Consider the following 20065-nt stretch of genomic DNA (forward strand, 5'->3'; position numbering starts at 1 on the left):
AATGGAAGTTCCATAGCCCTGCACCGACCAACATCAATTGATCATCAAAATCGGTCACACGATTCCTATATGTGGGATAAAATTTGCAGTACAGCAGGATATAAAATAGTTTTTCCTCTATACTTCTGAGTGTAGGCTTGCGTCCGCCCCCGGGCGCACGTTTGCGGTTTGCTAAGGAGTTAAACACGGTGCGTTAATATGTATCAGCAACCTGAGATAACAGCTCGTTGAATGCTTAGCGGTTAAGTCCAGTCATTGCTCGTAGCAGTCGCTCTTGATTCAGGATGCGGTCTAAGTTCAACATTAATGTCACCCTACTTGTCTGCTTGATTATTATCCCTTATTTTCCAACAACTCTAATGAAAGTACCTATAACAGCAAACGAAGATGCAGCTACATTACTTCAGCGTGTTGGACTGTCCCTAAAGGAAGCACACCAACAACTTGAGGCAATGCAACGCCGAGCGCACGAACCGATCGCAATTGTGGGGCTGGGGCTGCGGTTTCCGGGAGCTGATTCACCACAGACATTCTGGAAACTACTTCAGAATGGTGTTGATATGGTCACCGAAATCCCTAGCGATCGCTGGGCAGTTGATGAATACTATGATCCCCAACCTGGGTGTCCAGGCAAAATGTATATTCGTGAAGCCGCTTTTGTTGATGCAGTGGATAAATTCGATGCCTCGTTTTTTGATATTTCGCCACGTGAAGCGGCCAATATAGATCCCCAGCATAGAATGTTGCTGGAGGTAGCTTGGGAGGCACTCGAAAGGGCTGGCATTGCTCCCAGCCAATTGATGGATAGCCAAACGGGGGTATTTGTCGGGATGAGCGAAAATGACTATTATGCTCACCTAGAAAATACAGGGGATCATCATAATGTCTATGCGGCAACGGGCAATAGCAATTACTATGCTCCGGGGCGTTTATCCTATCTATTGGGGCTTCAAGGACCTAACATGGTCGTTGATAGTGCCTGTTCCTCCTCCTTAGTGGCTGTACATCTTGCCTGTAATAGTTTGCGGATGGGAGAATGTGATCTGGCACTGGCTGGTGGCGTTCAGCTTATGTTAATCCCAGACCCTATGATTGGGACTGCCCAGTTAAACGCCTTTGCGACCGATGGTCGTAGTAAAACATTTGACGCTGCCGCCGATGGCTATGGACGCGGCGAAGGTTGTGGCATGATTGTACTTAAAAGAATAAGTGACGCGATCGTGGCAGACGATCCAATTTTAGCCGTAATCCGGGGTAGTGCAGTCAATCATGGCGGGCGTAGCAGTGGTTTAACTGCCCCTAATAAGCTGTCTCAAGAAGCCTTACTGCGTCAGGCACTACAAAACGCCAAGGTTCAGCCGGAAGCAGTCAGTTATATCGAAGCCCATGGCACAGGGACACAACTGGGCGACCCGATTGAGGTGGGAGCATTAACGACCGTCTTTGGATCTTCTCGTTCAGAACCCTTGTGGATTGGCTCTGTCAAAACTAATATCGGACACCTAGAACCAGCCGCTGGTATTGCGGGGTTAATAAAAGTCATTTTATCATTACAAGAAAAACAGATTCCTCCCAGTCTCCATTTTCAAAACCCTAATCCCTTCATTGATTGGGAATCTTCGCCAGTTCAAGTGCCGACACAGTGTGTACCCTGGACTGGGAAAGAGCGCGTTGCTGGAGTTAGCTCGTTTGGTATGAGCGGTACAAACTGTCATCTAGTTGTCGCAGAAGCACCTGTCCGCCAAAACGAAAAATCTGAAAATGCACCGGAGCGTCCTTGTCACATTCTGACCCTTTCAGCCAAAACCGAAGCGGCACTCAACGCATTGGTAGCCCGTTACATGGCATTTCTCAGGGAAGCGCCCGCCATATCCCTAGCTGATCTTTGTTATAGTGCCAATGTCGGGCGTAATCTTTTTGCCCATCGCTTAAGTTTTATCTCCGAGAACATCGCGCAGTTATCAGAACAATTAGAACACTGCCCACAGCAGGCTACAATGCCAACGCAACATAATGTGATACTAGATAATCAACTCAGCCCTCAAATCGCTTTTCTGTTTACTGGACAAGGTTCGCAGTACATCAACATGGGGCGTGAGCTTTACGAAACTCAGCCCACCTTCCGTCGGATTATGGACGAATGTGACGACATTCTGCATCCATTGTTGGGTGAATCAATTCTGAACATACTCTACACTTCCCCTAGCAAACTTAATCAAACCGTTTATACCCAACCTGCCCTTTTTGCTTTTGAATATGCCCTAGCAAAACTATGGATATCATGGGGTATTGAGCCTGATGTCGTACTGGGTCACAGCGTGGGTGAATATGTAGCCGCTTGTCTGGCGGGTGTCTTTAGTTTAGAAGATGGGTTAAAACTCATTGCATCTCGTGGATGTTTGATGCAAGCCTTACCGCCGGGGAAAATGCTTAGTATCAGAAGCAATGAGATCGGAGTGAAAGCGCTCATCGCGCCTTATAGTGCAGAAGTATCAATTGCAGCAATCAATGGACAGCAAAGCGTGGTGATCTCCGGCAAAGCTGAAATTATAGATAATTTAGCAGCAGAGTTTGCATCGGAAGGCATCAAAACACACCTAATTACAGTCTCCCACGCTTTCCACTCGCCAATGATGACCCCCATGCTGAAAGCATTCCGAGACGTTGCCAGCACCATCAGCTATAGGTCACCCAGTTTATCACTGATTTCTAACGGTACAGGGCAATTGGCAACAAAGGAGGTTGCTACACCTGATTATTGGGTCCGTCATGTCCATTCTACCGTCCGTTTTGCCGATGGTATTGCCACATTGGCAGAACAGAATACTGACATCCTCCTAGAAGTAGGACCCAAACCAATATTGTTGGGTATGGCAAAGCAGATTTATAGTGAAAACGGTTCAGCTAGTCATCCGCTCATGCTACCCAGTTTGCGTGAAGATGGCAACGATTGGCAGCAGATGCTTTCTACTTGTGGACAACTTGTAGTTAATGGAGTCAAGATTGACTGGGCAGGTTTTGACAAGGATTATTCACGACACAAAATATTGTTGCCCACCTATCCGTTTCAGAGAGAACGATATTGGATTGAAAGCTCCGTCAAAAAGCCCCAAAAACAGGAGCTGCGCCCAATGTTGGATAAGATGATCCGGCTACCATCAGAGAACAAAGTGGTGTTTGAAACCGAGTTTGGCGTGCGACAGATGCCTCATATCTCCGATCATCAGATATACGGTGAAGTCATTGTACCGGGGGCAGTATTAGCCTCCTTAATCTTCAATGCAGCGCAGGTTTTATACCCAGACTATCAGCATGAATTAACTGATATTGCTTTTTATCAGCCAATTATCTTTCATGACGACGATACGGTGATCGTGCAGGCGATTTTCAGCCCTGATAAGTCACAGGAGAATCAAAGCCATCAAACATTTCCACCCATGAGCTTCCAGATTATTAGCTTCATGCCGGATGGTCCCTTAGAGAACAAACCGAAAGTCCATGTCACAGGGTGTCTGAGAATGTTGCGCGATGCCCAACCGCCAACACTCTCCCCGACCGAAATACGTCAGCGCTGTCCACATACCGTAAATGGTCATGACTGGTACAATAGCTTAGTCAAACAAAAATTTGAAATGGGTCCTTCCTTTAGGTGGGTACAGCAACTTTGGCATGGGGAAAATGAAGCATTGACCCGTCTTCACATACCAGATGTGGTCGGCTCTGTATCAGGACATCAACTTCACGGCATATTGCTCGATGGTTCACTTTCAACCACCGCTGTCATGGAGTACGAGTACGGAGACTCCGCGACCAGAGTTCCTTTGTCATTTGCTTCTCTGCAACTGTACAAACCCGTCACGGGAACAGAGTGGTGGTGCTACGCGAGGAAGATTGGGGAATTCAAATATGACTTCCAGATTATGAATGAAATCGGGGAAACCTTGGTGAAAGCAATTGGCTTTGTACTTCGTGAAGCCTCTCCCGAAAAATTCCTCAGAACAACATACGTACACAACTGGCTTGTAGACATTGAATGGCAAGCTCAATCAACTTCCCTAGTCCCTTCTGATGGCACTATCTCTGGCAGTTGTTTGGTTTTATCAGATCAGCATGGAACAGGGGCTGCACTGGCACAAAGGCTAGACAATGCTGGAGTGCCAGTGACCATGATCTATGCTGATCTGATACTGGAAAATTACGAATTAATATTCCGTACTTTGCCAGATTTACAACAAGTCGTCTATTTATGGGGGTTGGATCAAAAAGAGGATTGTCACCCCATGAAGCAAGCAGAGGATAACTGTACATCGGTGCTATATCTTGTGCAAGCATTACTCAATACCTACTCAACCCCGCCATCCCTCCTTATTGTCACCTGTGATGCACAAGCGGTGGTTGAACAAGATCGAGTAAATGGCTTCGCCCAATCGTCTTTGTGGGGACTTGCCAAAGTTATCATGCTAGAACACCCAGAATTGTCCTGTGTTTACATGGATGTGGAAGCCGGATATTTACAGCAAGATGTGGCGAACACGATATTTACACAGCTAAAAAGAGGCCATCTATCAAAGGACGGAGAAGAGAGTCAGTTGGCTTGGCGCAATGGACAAGCATACGTAGCACGTCTTAGTCAATATAAACCCAAATCCGAACAACTGGTTGAGATCCGCAGCGATCGCAGCTATTTGATCACTGGTGGACGGGGCGGTGTCGGCTTACAAATCGCACGGTGGTTAGTGGAAAAGGGGGCTAAACATCTCGTTTTGTTGGGGCGCAGTCAGACCAGTTTCGAAGTCAGTCTGGTGTTGGATGAGCTAGAATCAGCCGGGGCGCAAATCATTGTGGCTCAAGCTGATATTAGCGATGAGAAGGTATTAGCGCAGATTCTGACCAATCTAACCGTACCTCTGTGTGGTGTAATCCACGCCGCAGGAGTGCTTGATGATGCGAGTCTACTCCAACAAACTCCAGCCAAGCTCAAAAAAGTTCTATTGCCAAAAGCAGAGGGGGCTTGGATTCTGCATAATTTGACCCTGGAGCAGCGACTAGACTTCTTTGTTCTCTTTTCTTCTGCCAGTTCTCTATTAGGTGCGCCAGGGCAGGCCAACTATTCAGCAGCCAATGCTTTCCTAGATGGTTTAGCTGCCTATCGGCGAGGGCGAGGACTCCCCTGTTTGTCTATCTGCTGGGGGGCATGGGATCAAGTCGGTATGGCTGCACGACAAGGGCTACTGGACAAGTTACCGCAAAGAGGTGAAGAGGCCATCCCGTTACAGAAAGGCTTAGACCTCTTCGGCGAATTACTGAACGAGCCAGCCGCTCAAATTGGTGTGATCCCAATTCAATGGACTCGCTTCTTGGATCATCAAAAAGGTAATTTGCCTTTTTATGAGAAGTTTTCTAAGTCTAGCCGGAAAGCGCAGAGTTACGATTCGATGGCAGTCAGTCACACAGAAGATATTCAGAGGAAACTGAAGCAAGCTGCTGTGCAAGATCGACCAAAATTATTAGAAGTGCATCTTCGCTCTCAAGTCGCTCAACTGTTAGGAATAAACGTGGCAGAGCTACCAAATGAAGAAGGAATTGGTTTTGTTACATTAGGTCTTGACTCGCTCACCTCTATTGAACTGCGTAACAGTTTACAACGCACATTAGATTGTTCATTACCTGTCACCTTTGCTTTTGACTACCCAACTATAGAAATAGCGGTTAAGTACCTAACACAAGTTGTAATTGCACCGATGGAAAGCACAGCATCGCAGCAAACAGACTCTTTATCAGCAATGTTCACAGATACTTCGTCCATCGGGAGAATTCTTGACAACGAAATAGATGTGTTAGACAGCGAAATGCAAAGTGATGAAGATGAATCTTTGTCTACACTTATACAAAAATTATCAACACATTTGGATTAGGAGTGATCAATAATTATACATTGCGGACGTGAGCATACAAGTAAAGGAAAAATGAATGAACGCTTTGTCAGAAAATCAGGTAACTTCTATAGTCAAGAAGGCATTGAACAAAATAGAGGAGTTACAAGCCGAACTTGACCGTTTAAAATACGCGCAACGGGAACCAATCGCCATCATTGGAATGGGCTGTCGCTTTCCTGGTGCAGACACACCTGAAGCTTTTTGGAAATTATTGCACAATGGGGTTGATGCTATCCAAGAGATTCCAAAAAGCCGTTGGGATATTGACGACTATTATGATCCCACACCAGCAACACCCGGCAAAATGTATACACGTTTTGGTGGTTTTCTCGACCAAATAGCAGCCTTCGACCCTGAGTTCTTTCGCATTTCTACTCGTGAGGCAATCAGCTTAGACCCTCAACAGAGATTGCTTCTGGAAGTGAGTTGGGAAGCCTTAGAACGGGCTGGGCTGACAGGCAATAAACTGACTACACAAACAGGTGTCTTTGTTGGCATCAGTGAAAGTGATTATCGTGATTTGATTATGCGTAATGGTTCTGACCTAGATGTATATTCTGGTTCAGGTAACTGCCATAGTACAGCCAGCGGGCGTTTATCTTATTATTTGGGACTTACTGGACCCAATTTGTCCCTTGATACCGCCTGTTCGTCCTCTTTGGTTTCTGTGGCATTGGCTGTCAAGAGCCTACGTCAACAGGAGTGTGATTTGGCATTGGCGGGTGGTGTACAGATACAAGTGATACCAGATGGCTTTATCAAAGCCTGTCAATCCCGTATGTTGTCGCCTGATGGACGGTGCAAAACATTTGATTTCCAGGCAGATGGTTATGCCCGTGCTGAGGGGTGTGGGATGGTAGTTCTCAAACGCCTATCCGATGCAATTGCTGACAATGATAATATCCTGGCCTTGATTCGTGGTGCCGCAGTCAATCATGATGGCTACACGAGTGGATTAACCGTTCCCAGTGGTCCCTCACAACGGGCGGTGATCCAACAGGCATTAGCGGATGCTGGAATACACCCGGATCAAATTAGCTATATTGAGGCACATGGCACAGGTACATCCTTAGGCGATCCTATTGAAATGGGTGCGATTGGGCAAGTCTTTGGTCAACGCTCACAGATGCTTTTCGTCGGTTCGGTCAAGACGAATATTGGTCATACTGAGGCTGCTGCTGGTATTGCTGGTCTCATCAAGGTTGTACTCTCAATGCAGCACGGTGAAATCCCAGCAAACTTACACTTCGACCAGCCAAGTCCTTATATTAACTGGGATCAATTACCAGTCAGTATCCCAACAGAAACAATACCTTGGTCTACTAGCGATCGCTTTGCAGGAGTCAGTAGCTTTGGCTTTAGTGGCACAAACTCTCATATCGTACTAGAGGCAGCCCCAAACATAGAGCAACCTACTGATGATATTAATCAAACGCCGCATATTTTGACCTTAGCTGCAAAAACACCCGCAGCCCTGCAAGAACTGGCTCGGCGTTATGCGACTCAGATAGAGACCTCTCCCGATGTTCCTCTGGCGGACATTTGTTTCACAGCACACATAGGGCGTAAACATTTTAAACATAGGTTTGCGGTAGTCACGGAATCTAAAGAGCAACTGCGTTTGCAATTGGATGCATTTGCACAATCAGGGGGTGTGGGGCGAGAAGTCAAATCGCTACCAAAGATAGCCTTTCTTTTTACAGGTCAAGGCTCACAGTATGTGGGAATGGGTCGTCAACTTTACGAAAACCAACCTACCTTCCGAAAAGCACTCGCCCATTGTGATGACATCTTGCGTGCTGGTGCATATTTCGACCGATCACTACTTTCGATTCTCTACCCAGAGGGAAAATCAGAAGCCATTCACCAAACCGCTTATACTCAGCCCGCGCTTTTTGCTCTTGAGTATGCGATCGCTCAGTTGTGGCACTCCTGGGGTATCAAACCAGATATCGTGATGGGGCATAGTGTAGGTGAATACGTCGCCGCTTGTGTGGCGGGCATATTTTCTTTAGAGGATGGGCTGAAACTAATTGCTACTCGTGGTCGTCTGATGCAATCCCTACCTCAAGACGGAACGATGGTTTCTTCTTTGGCAAGTGAAGCTCGTATCCAGGAAGCTATTACACCTTACCGAGATGATGTGTCAATCGCAGCGATAAATGGGACAGAAAGCGTGGTTATCTCTGGCAAACGCACCTCTGTGATGGCAATTGCTGAACAACTCGCCACCGTTGGCATCAAGACACGCCAACTGACGGTTTCCCATGCCTTCCATTCACCACTTATGACACCCATCTTGGATGAGTTCCGCCAGGTGGCAGCCAGTATCACCTATCACCAGCCCAAGTTGCTACTTGTCTCCAACGTCTCCGGGAAAGTGGCCGGCCCTGAAATCACCAGACCAGATTACTGGGTACGCCATGTCCGTGAGGCAGTGCGCTTTGCCGATGGAGTGAGGACGCTGAATGAACAAGGTGTCAATATCTTTCTGGAAATCGGTTCTACCGCTACCCTGTTGGGCATGGCACTGCGAGTAAATGAGGAAGATTCAACTGCCTCAAAAGGAACTTCGTCTTGCTACCTGCCCAGTTTACGGGAAAGCCAGAAGGATTGTCAGCAGATGTTCACTAGTCTGGGTGAGTTGTACGTACATGGATATGATATTGATTGGGGTGCATTTAATCGGGGATATCAAGGACGCAAGGTGATATTGCCAACCTATCCGTTTCAGCGACAACGTTATTGGCTTCCCGACCCTAAGTTGGCACAAAGTTCCGATTTAGATACCTTTCAAGCTCAGAGCAGCGCATCATCACAAAATCCTAGCGCGGTGTCCACTTTACTGATGGAATATTTGCAAGCAGGTGATGTCCAATCTTTAGTTGGGCTTTTGGATGATGAACGGAAACTCTCTGCTGCTGAACGAATTGCACTACCCAGTATTTTGGAGTTTTTGGTAGAGGAACAACAGCGACAAATAAGCTCAACCACAACTCCTCAAACAGTTTTACAAAAAATAAGTCAAACTTCCCATGAGGACAGATATGAAATATTGAAGAACCTGATCAAATCTGAAATCGAAACGATTATGAAAAGTGTTCCCTCCGATGAACAAATGTTTTCTGACTTAGGAATTGATTCCTTGATGGCGATCGAACTGCGTAATAAGCTCCGTTCTGCTATAGGGTTGGAACTGCCAGTGGCAATAGTATTTGACCATCCCACGATTAAGCAGTTAACTAACTTCGTACTGGACAGAATTGTGCCGCAGGCAGACCAAAAGGACGTTCCCACCGAATCCTTGTTTGCTTCTAAACAGGAGATATCAGTTGAGGAGCAGTCTTTTGCAATTACCAAGCTGGGCTTATCCCCTGCTTCCCACTCCCTGCATCTTCCTCCATGGACGGTTAGACCTGCGGTAATGGCAGATGTAACAAAACTAAGCCAACTTGAAAGAGAGGCCTATGGCTGGATCGGAGAAGGAGCGATCGCCCCGCCCCATCTCATTGCCGATCGCATCAATTTACTCAACAGTGGTGATATGCCTTGGTTCTGGGTAATGGAGCGATCAGGAGAGTTGGGCGCGTGGCAGGTGCTACAACCGACATCTGTTGATCCATATACTTATGGAAGTTGGGATGAAGTAACTGACCAAGGTAAACTGCAAGCAACCTTCGACCCAAGTGGACGCAATGTGTATATTGTCGCGGGTGGGTCTAGCAACCTCCCCACGGTAGCCAGCCACCTCATGACGCTTCAGACTTTATTGATGCTACGGGAAACTGGTCGTGACACAATCTTTGTCTGTCTGGCAATGCCAGGTTATGCCAAATACCACAGTCAAACAGGAAAATCGCCGGAAGAGTATATTGCGCTGACTGACGAGGATGGTATCCCAATGGACGAGTTTATTGCACTTTCTGTCTACGACTGGCCTGTTACCCCATCGTTTCGTGTTCTGCGAGACGGTTATCCACCTGATCGAGATTCTGGTGGTCACGCAGTTAGTACGGTTTTCCAGCTCAATGATTTCGATGGAGCGATCGAAGAAACATATCGTCGTATTATCCGCCATGCCGATGTCCTTGGTCTCGAAAGAGGCTAAATTTCAGGCGTTGGTGAATAGAACCCACATTCCGCAGATAAGGTCTTATGAATAAAAAACAGGTAGACACATTGTTAATACACGCTCATCTTTTTACCATGCAGGGCAATGGCCTGGGATATATTGCCGATGGGGCAATTGCGGTTCAGGGTAGCCAGATCGTAGCAGTGGATTCGACAGAGGCTTTGCTGAGTCATTTTGAAGGAAATAAAACAATTAATGCGGTAAATTGTGCAGTGTTGCCTGGACTAATTGATGCTCACATACATACGACTTGTGCTATTCTGCGTGGAGTGGCACAGGATGTAACCAATTGGCTAATGGACGCGACAATTCCTTATGCACTTCAGATGACACCCGCAGTAAATATAGCCGGAACGCGCTTGAGTGTACTCGAAGGGCTGAAAGCAGGAACAACCACATTCGGCGATTCTGAGACTCCTTACCCGCTCTGGGGAGAGTTTTTCGATGAAATTGGGGTACGTGCTATTCTATCCCCTGCCTTTAACGCCATTCCACTAGAATGGTCGGCATGGAAGGAGGGAGACCTCTATCCCTTCGATATGAAGGCAGGACGACGTGGTATGGAAGAGGCTGTGGATTTTGCTTGTGCATGGAATGGAGCCGCAGAGGGACGTATCACCACTATGTTGGGACTACAGGCGGCGGATATGCTACCACTGGAGATCCTACACGCAGCTAAAGAGATTGCCCAACGGGAAGGCTTAATGCTGCATATTCATGTGGCCCAGGGAGATCGAGAAACAAAACAAATTGTCAAACGATATGGTAAGCGTCCGATCGCATTTCTAGCTGAAATTGGCTACTTGGACGAACAGTTGCTGGCAGTTCACCTCACCGATGCTACAGATGAAGAAGTGATACAAGTAGCCAAAAGTGGTGCTGGCATGGCACTCTGTTCGGGCGCTATTGGCATCATTGACGGTCTTGTTCCGCCCGCGCATGTTTTTCGACAAGCAGGCGGTTCCGTTGCACTCGGTTCCGATCAAGCCTGTGGCAACAACTGTTGTAACATCTTCAATGAAATGAAGCTGACCGCCTTATTCAACAAAATAAAATATCATGATCCAACCATTATGCCGGCTTGGGAAGTCCTGCGTATGGCTACCATCGAAGGAGCGCAGGCGATTGGTTTAGATCACAAGATTGGCTCTCTTCAAGTGGGCAAAGAAGCCGACCTGATCTTAATAGACCTCAGTTCCCCTAACCTCTCGCCCACCCTGCTCAACCCTATTCGTAACCTTGTACCTAACTTGGTGTATGCTGCTTCAGGACATGAAGTTAAAAGCGTCATGGTGGCGGGAAAACTTTTAGTGGAAGACTACCAAGTCCTCACGGTAGATGAGTCCGCTATTCTTGCTGAAGCGCAAGTACAAGCTCAACAACTCTGCCAACGTGTGACCGCTGACCCCATTCACAAAAAGATGGTGTTAATGGAAGCGATGGCTAAGGGTAAATTATAGATACAGGCTTATCTGCAACAATATTTCTGAATCAAACCTGGAGGGGCAAACCAATGACCATATATGAAAATAAGTTGAGTAGTTATCAAAAAAATCAAGATGCCATAATATCTGCAAAAGAACTCGAAGAATGGCATTTAATTGGACTTCTAGACCATTCAATAGATGCGGTAATAGTACCGAATTATTTTCTTGAGCAAGAGTGTATGACAATTTCAGAGAGAATAAAAAAGAGTAAATATTTTAGCGCTTATCCCGGTCATCCATCAGTAAGTCGCTTGGGACAAGAGTTGTATGAATGCGAAAGTGAGCTTGAATTAGCAAAGTATCAAGAAGACGCACCCACATTGATTAAAGAAATGCGGAGGCTGGTACATCCGTACATAAGTCCAATTGATAGACTTAGGGTTGAAGTTGATGATATTTGGAGTTATGGCTGTAATTTAGCAAAACTTGGTGATAAAAAACTGTTTGCGGGTATCGTTAGAGAGTTTAAAGAAGATAACCCTGGCGCACCACATTGTGACGTAATGGCATGGGGTTTTCTCGAATATTATAAAGATAAACCAAATATCATAAATCAAATCGCAGCAAATGTATATTTAAAAACGTCTGCATCAGGAGGAGAAATAGTGCTTTGGGATGAATGGCCAACTCAAAGCGAATATATAGCATTAGCATACAAAACAGATGATCCAGCTAGTTTCGGTCTTGATAGCAAAAAGATCGCACAACCAAAACTTGAGATCCAACCGAACCAGGGAGATTTAATTCTATTCAATTCCATGAGAATTCATGCGGTGAAAAAGATAGAAACTGGTGTACGTATGACATGGGGATGTTTGATTGGATACTCTGGAACTGATAAACCGCTTGTTATTTGGACTTAATGTAGCGTTTCCATTTGAGTCAAGGCACGAGAAGCTTCTAAAGCTGGAATAGATACACTATCATTCTCAACTACACTCTCAAATGTCCTAGGTAACTGTGCCCCAAACATCAGCATTCCAATGGCGTTGAACAAAAAGAAAGCCAACCACAAGATATGGTTACTCTCAAATTTAACAGCAGCTACATCCGCAGGTAAAAATCCTACACCAAACGCGATTAAGTTAACATTGCGGAGAGTATGCCCTTGAGCCAAACCCAAGAAGTACCCACATAGTATGCAACATACTGAATTGCATACTAGGACAAGTACCAACCAGGGAATAAAAATATCAATATTCTCAATAATTTCTGCGTGGTTGGTTAACAACCCAAAAACATCATCGGGAAATAGCCAACACGCTCCGCCGAAAACCAGACTCACTAGCAGAGCCATTCCCACAGAAACTTTTGCCAGAGGTGCTAACTGTTCTGTGGCTCCTTTCCCTTTAAAATTTCCTGCCAGAGTTTCTGTACAGAATCCCAATCCTTCAACAATGTAGATGCTCAAAGCCCATATCTGTAAGAGCAAGGCATTTTGAGCGTAGATAATTGTCCCCATTTGTGCCCCTTCGTAGTTAAACGTTAAGTTGGTAAACATACAAACTAAATTGCTGACAAAGATGTTTCCATTGAGAGTTAAGGTGGAGCGTATAGCTTTTATGTCCCAAATTTTTCCAGCTAATTCTTTTACCTCTTGCCACGGGATTTCTTTGCAGACAAAAAACAATCCCACCAATATGGTGAGATATTGACTTGCAGCAGAAGCTACTCCTGCCCCCATGCTCGACCAGTCTAAGTGGATAATAAACAAGTAGTCGAGTGCGATATTGGCAGCATTGCCCACAACCGACAACAACACAACTAAGCCATTTTTTTCCCGTCCCAGAAACCAGCCAAGCAGGACAAAGTTGAGCAAAATGGCAGGCGCTCCCCAACTCTGGGTGTTAAAATACGCTTGAGCTGAAGACTTCACCTCTGGGGCGACATCTAGTATAGAAAACCCCAACACCCCTAACGGGTACTGTAACAGTATGATCGCCACCCCCAGCACCAGAGCAATTAAACCATTAAGCAGTCCCGCCAACAGTACGCCCTCTCGGTCATCTCGTCCGACTGCTTGTGCTGTTAACGCAGTGGTACCCATTCGTAAAAACGATAAAACAAAGTAGAGAAAGTTAAGCAGGTTTCCAGCAAGGGCTACTCCAGCTAGGTAGTGGATTTCCGAGAGATGACCTAAGAACATGATACTGACTAAATTACCCAGTGGTACTATAATATTCGATAGGACGTTGATAAAAGCTAGTCGGAAGTAGCGGGGTATAAAGTCATACTGGCTTGGAAATGTCAGGCTCATAAGATTAATTTGACAGTAGAGTTGTTGGAAAATAAGGGATAATAATCAAGCAGACAAGTAGGGTGACATTAATGTTGAACTTAGACCGCATCCTGAATCAAGAGCGACTGCTACGAGAGATGACTGGACTTAACCGCCAAGCATTCAATGAGCTGTTATCTCAGTTTGCTGATACATATTAACGCACCGTGTTCAACTCCTTAGCAAACCGCAAACGTGGGCCCGGGGGCGGACGCAAGCCTACACTCAGAAGTATAGAGGAAAAACTATTTTATATCCTGCTGTACTGCAAATGTTATCCCACGTTTGACTGAGTGTATTGTTCAACTTTGACCGCTCCTGTGCTCATGATTGGGTACATCGACTACTGTCTGTGCTAGAAACCACTTTAGGAGAAAAGCAAGTTTTGGCAGCACGCAAACTCAGGAGCATGGAGGAATTCACTGAAAGGTTTCCAGATGTGAAGGAGGTGATTGTGGATGGTACAGAGCGTCCAGTCCAGCGTCCTCAAAACCGAGAACGCCAAAAAGAGTATTACTCTGGCAAGAAAAAGCGGCATACATGCAAGCAGATTACAGTCAGCACAAGGGAGAAACGAGTGATTATTCTGACGGAAACCAGAGCAGGTAAAGTGCATGACAAACGGCTACTACATGAATCAGAGATAGTGCAATACATTCCTGATGAAGTAGCAATAGAGGGAGATTTGGGTTTTCATGGGTTGGAGAAAGAATTTGTCAATGTCCATTTACCACACAAGAAACCGAAAGGTATCGAAGCAAGGAGGCATGGCGGCGGGATGGGTCAGTTTTTATAAGAGAGTTTTGACAATATAAATAAAAGACTTTTGACAACCAGACTTGGCATTACTTAGTTTCAGTCTTTCATCTCAAGTTTACGTTATTCTGAGGCGAACATGAATCTTATAACAACAAAAAAACAGGTAGATACATTAGTGATACACGCTCATCTTTTTACCATGCAGGGAAATGGTGTGGGATATATTGCAGATGGGGCACTTGCGGTTGAGGGTAGCCGTATTGTAGCAGTTGATTCGACGGAGGCGTTGCTGAGTCATTTTGAGGGCAGAAAGGTTATTGAGTCCGCGAATTGTGCCGTCTTGCCTGGGCTGATTAATGCTCACGTAGACACAAGTTTGGTGCTGATGCGTGGGGCGGCGCAAGATGTAACTAATTGGCTAATGGACGCGACCATGCCTTATTTTGCTCACATGACACCCGTGGCGAGTATGGCTGCAACACGCTTAAGGGTGGTAGAAGAGTTGAAAGCAGGCACAACAACATTCTGTGACAATAAAATTATTAGCCCCCTGTGGGGCGAATTTTTCGATGAAATTGGTGTACGGGCTAGTTTAGCTCCTATGTTCGATGCACTCCCACTGGAGATGCCACCGCTTCAAGACGGGGAGCTTTATCCCCTCGATATCAAGGCGGGACGGCGGGCGATGGCAGAGGCTGTGGATTTTGCCTGTGGGTGGAATGGGGCAGCAGAGGGGCGTATCACTACCATGTTAGGAATGTATTCGCCAGATATGATGCCGCTTGAGATGCTACGCGCAGCCAAAGAGATTGCTCAACGGGAAGGCTTAATGCTGCATTTTCATGTAGCGCAGGGAGATCGGGAAACAGAGCAAATCGTTAAACGATATGGTAAGCGTCCGATCGCATTTCTAGCTGAGATTGGCTACTTGGACGAACAGTTGCTGGCAGTTCACCTCACCGATGCCACCGATGAAGAGGTGATACAAGTAGCCAAAAGTGGCGCTGGCATGGTACTCTGTTCGGGAATGATTGGCACTATTGACGGTATTGTGCCGCCCGCTCATGTGTTTCGGCAAGCAGGCGGACCCGTTGCGCTAGGCAGCAGCTACAATAATATTTTCCATGAGATGAAGCTGACCGCCTTATTCAACAAAATAAAATATCACGATCCAACCATTATGCCGGCTTGGGAAGTCCTGCGTATGGCTACCATCGAAGGAGCGCGGGCGATTGGTTTAGATCACAAGATTGGCTCTCTTGAAGTTGGCAAAGAAGCCGACCTGATCTTAATAGACCTCAGCACCCCTAACCTCTCACCCACTCTGCTTAACCCCATTCGTAACCTTGTACCTAATTTCGTGTACGCTGCTTCAGGACATGAAGTTAAAAGTGTCATGGTGGCGGGAAAACTGTTATTGGAAGACTACCAAGTCCTCACAGTAGATGAGTCTGCTATCATTGCTGAAGCACAATTGCAAGCCCAACAGATTTCTCAATGCGTAGCATCTGACCCTATCCACAAAAAAATGGTGCTGATGGCGGCGATGGCAAGGGGCCAATTGTAGGAATGGTCTTGAGTTATCTAGTAAGCTAAGTTGCCAACTAACAATTAAAAATACGAAGCAGGTGATAAGGCAGAATTACAGCAGGTTGTCTTTCGGATCGCTCGTTGGATCTTTGTACCTTCCCTAGTCATGGCGATCGCCCTCATCGTCTTCGCCCAACCCGTGATGAGCCTGTTCGGTGCAGAGTTTGCTGTGGCTCATTGGCAGCCGATACCATCCCTCCAACTGACTTGTCATGATAGTCATGGTGCGACTTTCCCTTCGGTACTGATAAACTGGGATTGAATCCCTTTCAGAGTCATCATGATAGATTTGGGAAGTCTAAATGTGGTCGAGAAGAAAGTGCTTTTCCCATGTTGAGAATAGTCACATTAACATCAGCATCAAAACGCCTAATTCTAGATTTTACCTATGGTTTCAGCCAAGGTAAAGGAACTGAGTCTAAATTACACGCCGTCATGAGATAATATGATTATTAATTTTCTGTATAGCCCAGTTAATTATACTTGATTGTAGGCTATTTTTATCTTCTTCTAATGAAGAATCCAGACTAATCCTTATGTACGGGAATATGTTATGCAAGAAAAACGAATCGCAATGTGGTCTGTGCCACGAAGTTTAGGTACAGTGCTGCTACAAGCCTGGTCGAGTCGGCCAGATACCGTAGTCTTTGATGAACTTCTCTCCTTTCCCTATCTCTTTATCAAAGGGAAAGATATGGGCTTTACTTGGACAGACCTTGATTCTAGCCAAATGCCCCACGCAGATTGGCGATCCGTCATCGATCTGTTAAAGGCTCCCCTGCCTGATTGGCGATCCGTCATCGATCTGTTAAAGGCTCCCCTGCCTGAAGGGAAATCAATTTGCTATCAGAAGCATCAAGCGTATCATTTAATCGAAGAGACCATGGGGATTGAGTGGATATTGCCCTTCAGCAACTGCTTTCTGATTCGCCAACCCAAAGAAATGCTCTTATCTTTTCGTAAGATTGTGCCACATTTTACCTTTGAAGAAACAGGCTGGATCGAATTAAAACGGCTGTTTGACTATGTACATCAAACGAGCGGAGTAATCCCGCCTGTCATAGATGCACACGACTTGCTGAACGATCCGCGGAGAATGCTCTCCAAGCTTTGTCAGGTTGTAGGGGTTGAGTTTACCGAGACAATGCTCAGTTGGCCCCCCATGGAGGTCGAGTTGAACGAAAAACTAGCCCCTTGGTACAGCACCGTAGCAAGTTCTACGCATTTTCGCTCGTATCAGAATAAAAATGAGTCGTTGCCGCTATATCTTGTCGATATTTGTAAACGCTGCGATGAAATATATCAGGAATTATATCAATTTCGACTTTATTAGAGAGTATTGGTAATGAAAATTTTGAATTAGTGAAGAAATAGAAGTTGAGAATATAGACCATCTAGGGATAGTGGCAGGAATCATAGATTCAATCGGAATAGTGGAAATAATAAATGAATTGATAGGAGTCGAAAAAGACGAAAAAGTAAATGCAGGTCAAGTAGTAAAAGCCATGATAATAAACGGGTTAGGATTTGTCTCAAAACCGTTATATATGTTTCCTGAATATTTTGAAACAATAGCCTGTGAACATCTAATAGGAGCAGGAGTAAAACCAGAATATCTCAACGATGATAAACTGGGGAGAGTCATGGATAAGATGTTTCAAAAAGGATTGGATGTAATCTTTTTTATCATCGCAGTAAAAGCTGTCCAAAAATTTGGGGTATCACTATCAACATCATATCTAGACTCATCTGGTAGCTGATTCGGCTTTATATACAGAATCAAACCTGAAAATGATGTCAGAATTATCTTGGCTATGTCGAGTACCAGTAAGTATAAAAGCAGCAAAATCAGGCTCTTGCGTAGATTTTATGGAGAGAAAGTAAATTAACAGAAATTAATAGTTGACAATTTTTAGAATCGAGGGCTGAAATACAATAGACACAAAAGTTTACAGATTTTTATGTATGTCTAAATACCGGAAGTGATATAGTTAGAGATATACAAATCAAGAATTGACAAGGGTGGTTATGAAATTTCCTATAGAGCAAATCCTCAATCTACCAGAAATGAAAGTATTAGATTGCCAAGAAATAGAAGGCGCAGGAATAATCATTACAATTGAGAAGGCAGTCAACCATTGTACCTGCCCTAATTGTGGACATATTACCCGTAGTATACACCAAAACCACTGGCGAATGATACATGATTTACCGTGGAGTGAAAAGCCAGTGTTTTTAAAAATAAATCGTCGTCAATTTAAATGTCATAAGTGTAAAAAAGTGTTTAGTGAAAAACTAGACTTTGTGGACAAAAGTAAAGGATATACAAAAAGATTAGCCACTAACATAGTAGAACAAGTATTGAATAGTAATATTCATAGTGTCGCCAAAAGAAACGACCTCAGTGATGAAGAAGTAGAATCAATGTTAAAAAGGCAAGTAGCGCAAATACAGAAGATAAATTTAAGAGGAGTGAAAAGGTTAGGGATAGATGAAATAGCCTTGGTCAAAGGACAAGGAAACTATTTAGCAGTGTTGGTAGATTTAGATACTCGAAAACCTATCGAAATAGTGAAAACAAGAAGGATAGAAGATATACGTGAAGTCCTTATAGTGTGGGGATTAGAGTCCCTGGAACAAATACAAGAAGTGAGTATTGATATGTGGTCTCCTTACAAAAGTTTAGTAGAAGAATTAATGCCAAATGCTAATATAACAGCAGATAGATTTCATGTAATGAAACAGGTAAATGATGAATTAGATAATATGCGTAAAACAGAGAAGAAAGCAGCAACATCTTTACCAAATGAATCAGAAAAAAAGAGAATATTAGCTGGATTAGATAAAGGTAAATATAGCCTAATTAAAAATGAAGACTCACTCAACGAAGAGCTAAAAGAACGTTTAAAATCAGTCCAGTCAGTTTCTCCCACTCTAGCCAAGATGCACTGCTTGAAAGAAAAATTCAGAGAAATATTTGAACGCTCCACAAATTGGGGAGACAGCATCATTGATTTATTAGATTGGATGCACGATGCCAAGTCTTTTTTCCCAAAAACTATTGGGACTATGATTAGATGGTTTGGAGAAATAGTCGGTTATTTTAATGGCAGAACTACGAGTGGTATTGTAGAAGGTATTAATAATAAACTCAAGTTGATTAAACGACTGGGATATGGATTTCGTAACTTCAACAATTTTCGTCTACGCAGTTTATTAGACCTGTTGGGAAATAGTGATTAAAATACCAGCAATCCTTATGCAATCTAGCTTTGAGGGATTTCACGGTATAATTCCCGAAATCCTTGTCGGAAAAGCCTTTCAGGGATATTCTGGCTTATTACCCAACAACTCTATTACACTGGCACTTTTCTATTAATTGTCCATAAAACAGGCGCAAGAACCGTTTATTTATTCCTAAAAATCTTTGTAAATTACGTTTCCTGCTTTCATATTTAATTGGTTGGGGAAACAAACTCGCCAATTTTGACAGTTTTACTTGGCGATAAGCTTGTATCAATAATAACAATATCTCCAATGTCAAATACTGCTGTTCACTCAAATGCTTTCGGAAAATTTTGTGATATGATTGTGGTAACATTTTGTTGTTTTGGGGCTCCCTTGCCCCTATTTTTTTACCCCCTTATTTTCTCAAATTATTGCCACATCTCATCTTCAACCCCCTTGTCACCCGGTAAGCCCTACCACATATAGGAAAATCCCTAATTGGCAAAATTATTAAAAATTTTGTAAAAACCCCTTTACAAAACTAAATATTTGTCTTAATATAAGTTCATAAGGTAGAAACACCTACCAGAACATACATAAATCTCTCGTAAAACCGCAATTATAAAACCATGACCACCGCCATTCAACAGCGCCA

The 20065-nt window shown here is 44.5% G+C and carries 10 protein-coding genes and 1 pseudogene; 10 read left to right on the forward strand and 1 reads right to left on the reverse strand.

Annotated features, from left to right (window positions below; all coding sequences use genetic code 11):
- The first annotated feature begins 359 nt into the window (after positions 1 to 359).
- The 4 genes from ASL19_RS13875 to ASL19_RS13890 are packed head-to-tail and all read left to right on the forward strand — an operon-like array spanning position 360 to position 12418.
- Positions 360 to 5915, forward strand: coding sequence for a type I polyketide synthase (locus tag ASL19_RS13875; protein ID WP_057178798.1), 5556 nt, complete (start codon positions 360 to 362; stop codon positions 5913 to 5915).
- A gap of 55 nt (positions 5916 to 5970) precedes the next feature.
- Positions 5971 to 10044 (forward strand): type I polyketide synthase, encoded by a 4074-nt coding sequence (locus tag ASL19_RS13880; RefSeq protein ID WP_057178788.1) that lies wholly within the window; start codon positions 5971 to 5973, stop codon positions 10042 to 10044.
- 47 nt (positions 10045 to 10091) lie between these two features.
- Positions 10092 to 11528, forward strand: a complete 1437-nt coding sequence (locus ASL19_RS13885; RefSeq protein WP_057178789.1) for an amidohydrolase family protein — start codon at positions 10092 to 10094, stop codon at positions 11526 to 11528.
- A gap of 53 nt (positions 11529 to 11581) precedes the next feature.
- Entirely contained in the window at positions 11582 to 12418 is an 837-nt protein-coding gene (locus ASL19_RS13890) for a 2OG-Fe(II) oxygenase (protein ID WP_057178790.1), read from the forward strand.
- Here ASL19_RS13890 and gntT read toward each other — a convergent pair.
- A complete protein-coding gene (gene gntT, locus ASL19_RS13895) occupies positions 12415 to 13812 on the reverse strand; it encodes a guanitoxin biosynthesis MATE family efflux transporter GntT (protein ID WP_057178791.1) in 1398 nt (465 codons plus the stop codon). The genes ASL19_RS13890 and gntT overlap by 4 nt on opposite strands.
- Before the next feature lie 319 nt (positions 13813 to 14131).
- On the opposite strand from gntT, the gene ASL19_RS17665 reads away from it, so the two are divergent.
- From ASL19_RS17665 to ASL19_RS13920, 6 genes and pseudogenes are all read left to right on the forward strand, one after another.
- Entirely contained in the window at positions 14132 to 14629 is a 498-nt protein-coding gene (locus ASL19_RS17665) for a transposase family protein (RefSeq protein ID WP_235529008.1), read from the forward strand.
- Positions 14630 to 14728: 99 nt separating this feature from the next.
- Positions 14729 to 16159 carry an amidohydrolase family protein gene (locus ASL19_RS13905; protein WP_057178792.1) on the forward strand — a complete coding sequence of 477 codons (1431 nt, stop codon included), beginning with the start codon at positions 14729 to 14731 and terminating at the stop codon, positions 16157 to 16159.
- 281 nt (positions 16160 to 16440) lie between these two features.
- A complete protein-coding gene (locus tag ASL19_RS17670) occupies positions 16441 to 16626 on the forward strand; it encodes a hypothetical protein (RefSeq protein WP_141668795.1) in 186 nt (61 codons plus the stop codon).
- Positions 16627 to 16735: 109 nt separating this feature from the next.
- Positions 16736 to 17515, forward strand: a complete 780-nt coding sequence (locus ASL19_RS13910) for a hypothetical protein (RefSeq protein ID WP_057178793.1) — start codon at positions 16736 to 16738, stop codon at positions 17513 to 17515.
- Positions 17516 to 17540: 25 nt separating this feature from the next.
- A pseudogene (locus ASL19_RS13915) lies at positions 17541 to 17933 on the forward strand (DUF4277 domain-containing protein); the annotation flags it as partial.
- Positions 17934 to 18210: 277 nt separating this feature from the next.
- Positions 18211 to 19425, forward strand: coding sequence for an ISL3 family transposase (locus ASL19_RS13920; RefSeq protein WP_057178795.1), 1215 nt, complete (start codon positions 18211 to 18213; stop codon positions 19423 to 19425).
- Positions 19426 to 20065 lie beyond the last annotated feature (640 nt).

The sequence above is a fragment of the Cylindrospermopsis sp. CR12 genome (genome assembly GCF_001432185.1).
GTDB lineage: Bacteria > Cyanobacteriota > Cyanobacteriia > Cyanobacteriales > Nostocaceae > Raphidiopsis > Raphidiopsis raciborskii.

Excerpts from the sequence above, each read along its gene's own strand:
- ASL19_RS13875 (WP_057178798.1), top strand. The coding sequence starts at position 360 with ATGAAAGTACCTATAACAGCAAACGAAGATGCAGCTACATTACTTCAG.
- ASL19_RS13880 (WP_057178788.1), top strand. The coding sequence starts at position 5,971 with ATGAACGCTTTGTCAGAAAATCAGGTAACTTCTATAGTCAAGAAGGCA.
- ASL19_RS13885 (WP_057178789.1), top strand. The coding sequence starts at position 10,092 with ATGAATAAAAAACAGGTAGACACATTGTTAATACACGCTCATCTTTTT.
- ASL19_RS13890 (WP_057178790.1), top strand. The coding sequence starts at position 11,582 with ATGACCATATATGAAAATAAGTTGAGTAGTTATCAAAAAAATCAAGAT.
- gntT (WP_057178791.1), bottom strand. The coding sequence starts at position 13,812 with ATGAGCCTGACATTTCCAAGCCAGTATGACTTTATACCCCGCTACTTC.
- ASL19_RS13905 (WP_057178792.1), top strand. The coding sequence starts at position 14,729 with ATGAATCTTATAACAACAAAAAAACAGGTAGATACATTAGTGATACAC.
- ASL19_RS13910 (WP_057178793.1), top strand. The coding sequence starts at position 16,736 with ATGCAAGAAAAACGAATCGCAATGTGGTCTGTGCCACGAAGTTTAGGT.
- ASL19_RS13920 (WP_057178795.1), top strand. The coding sequence starts at position 18,211 with ATGAAATTTCCTATAGAGCAAATCCTCAATCTACCAGAAATGAAAGTA.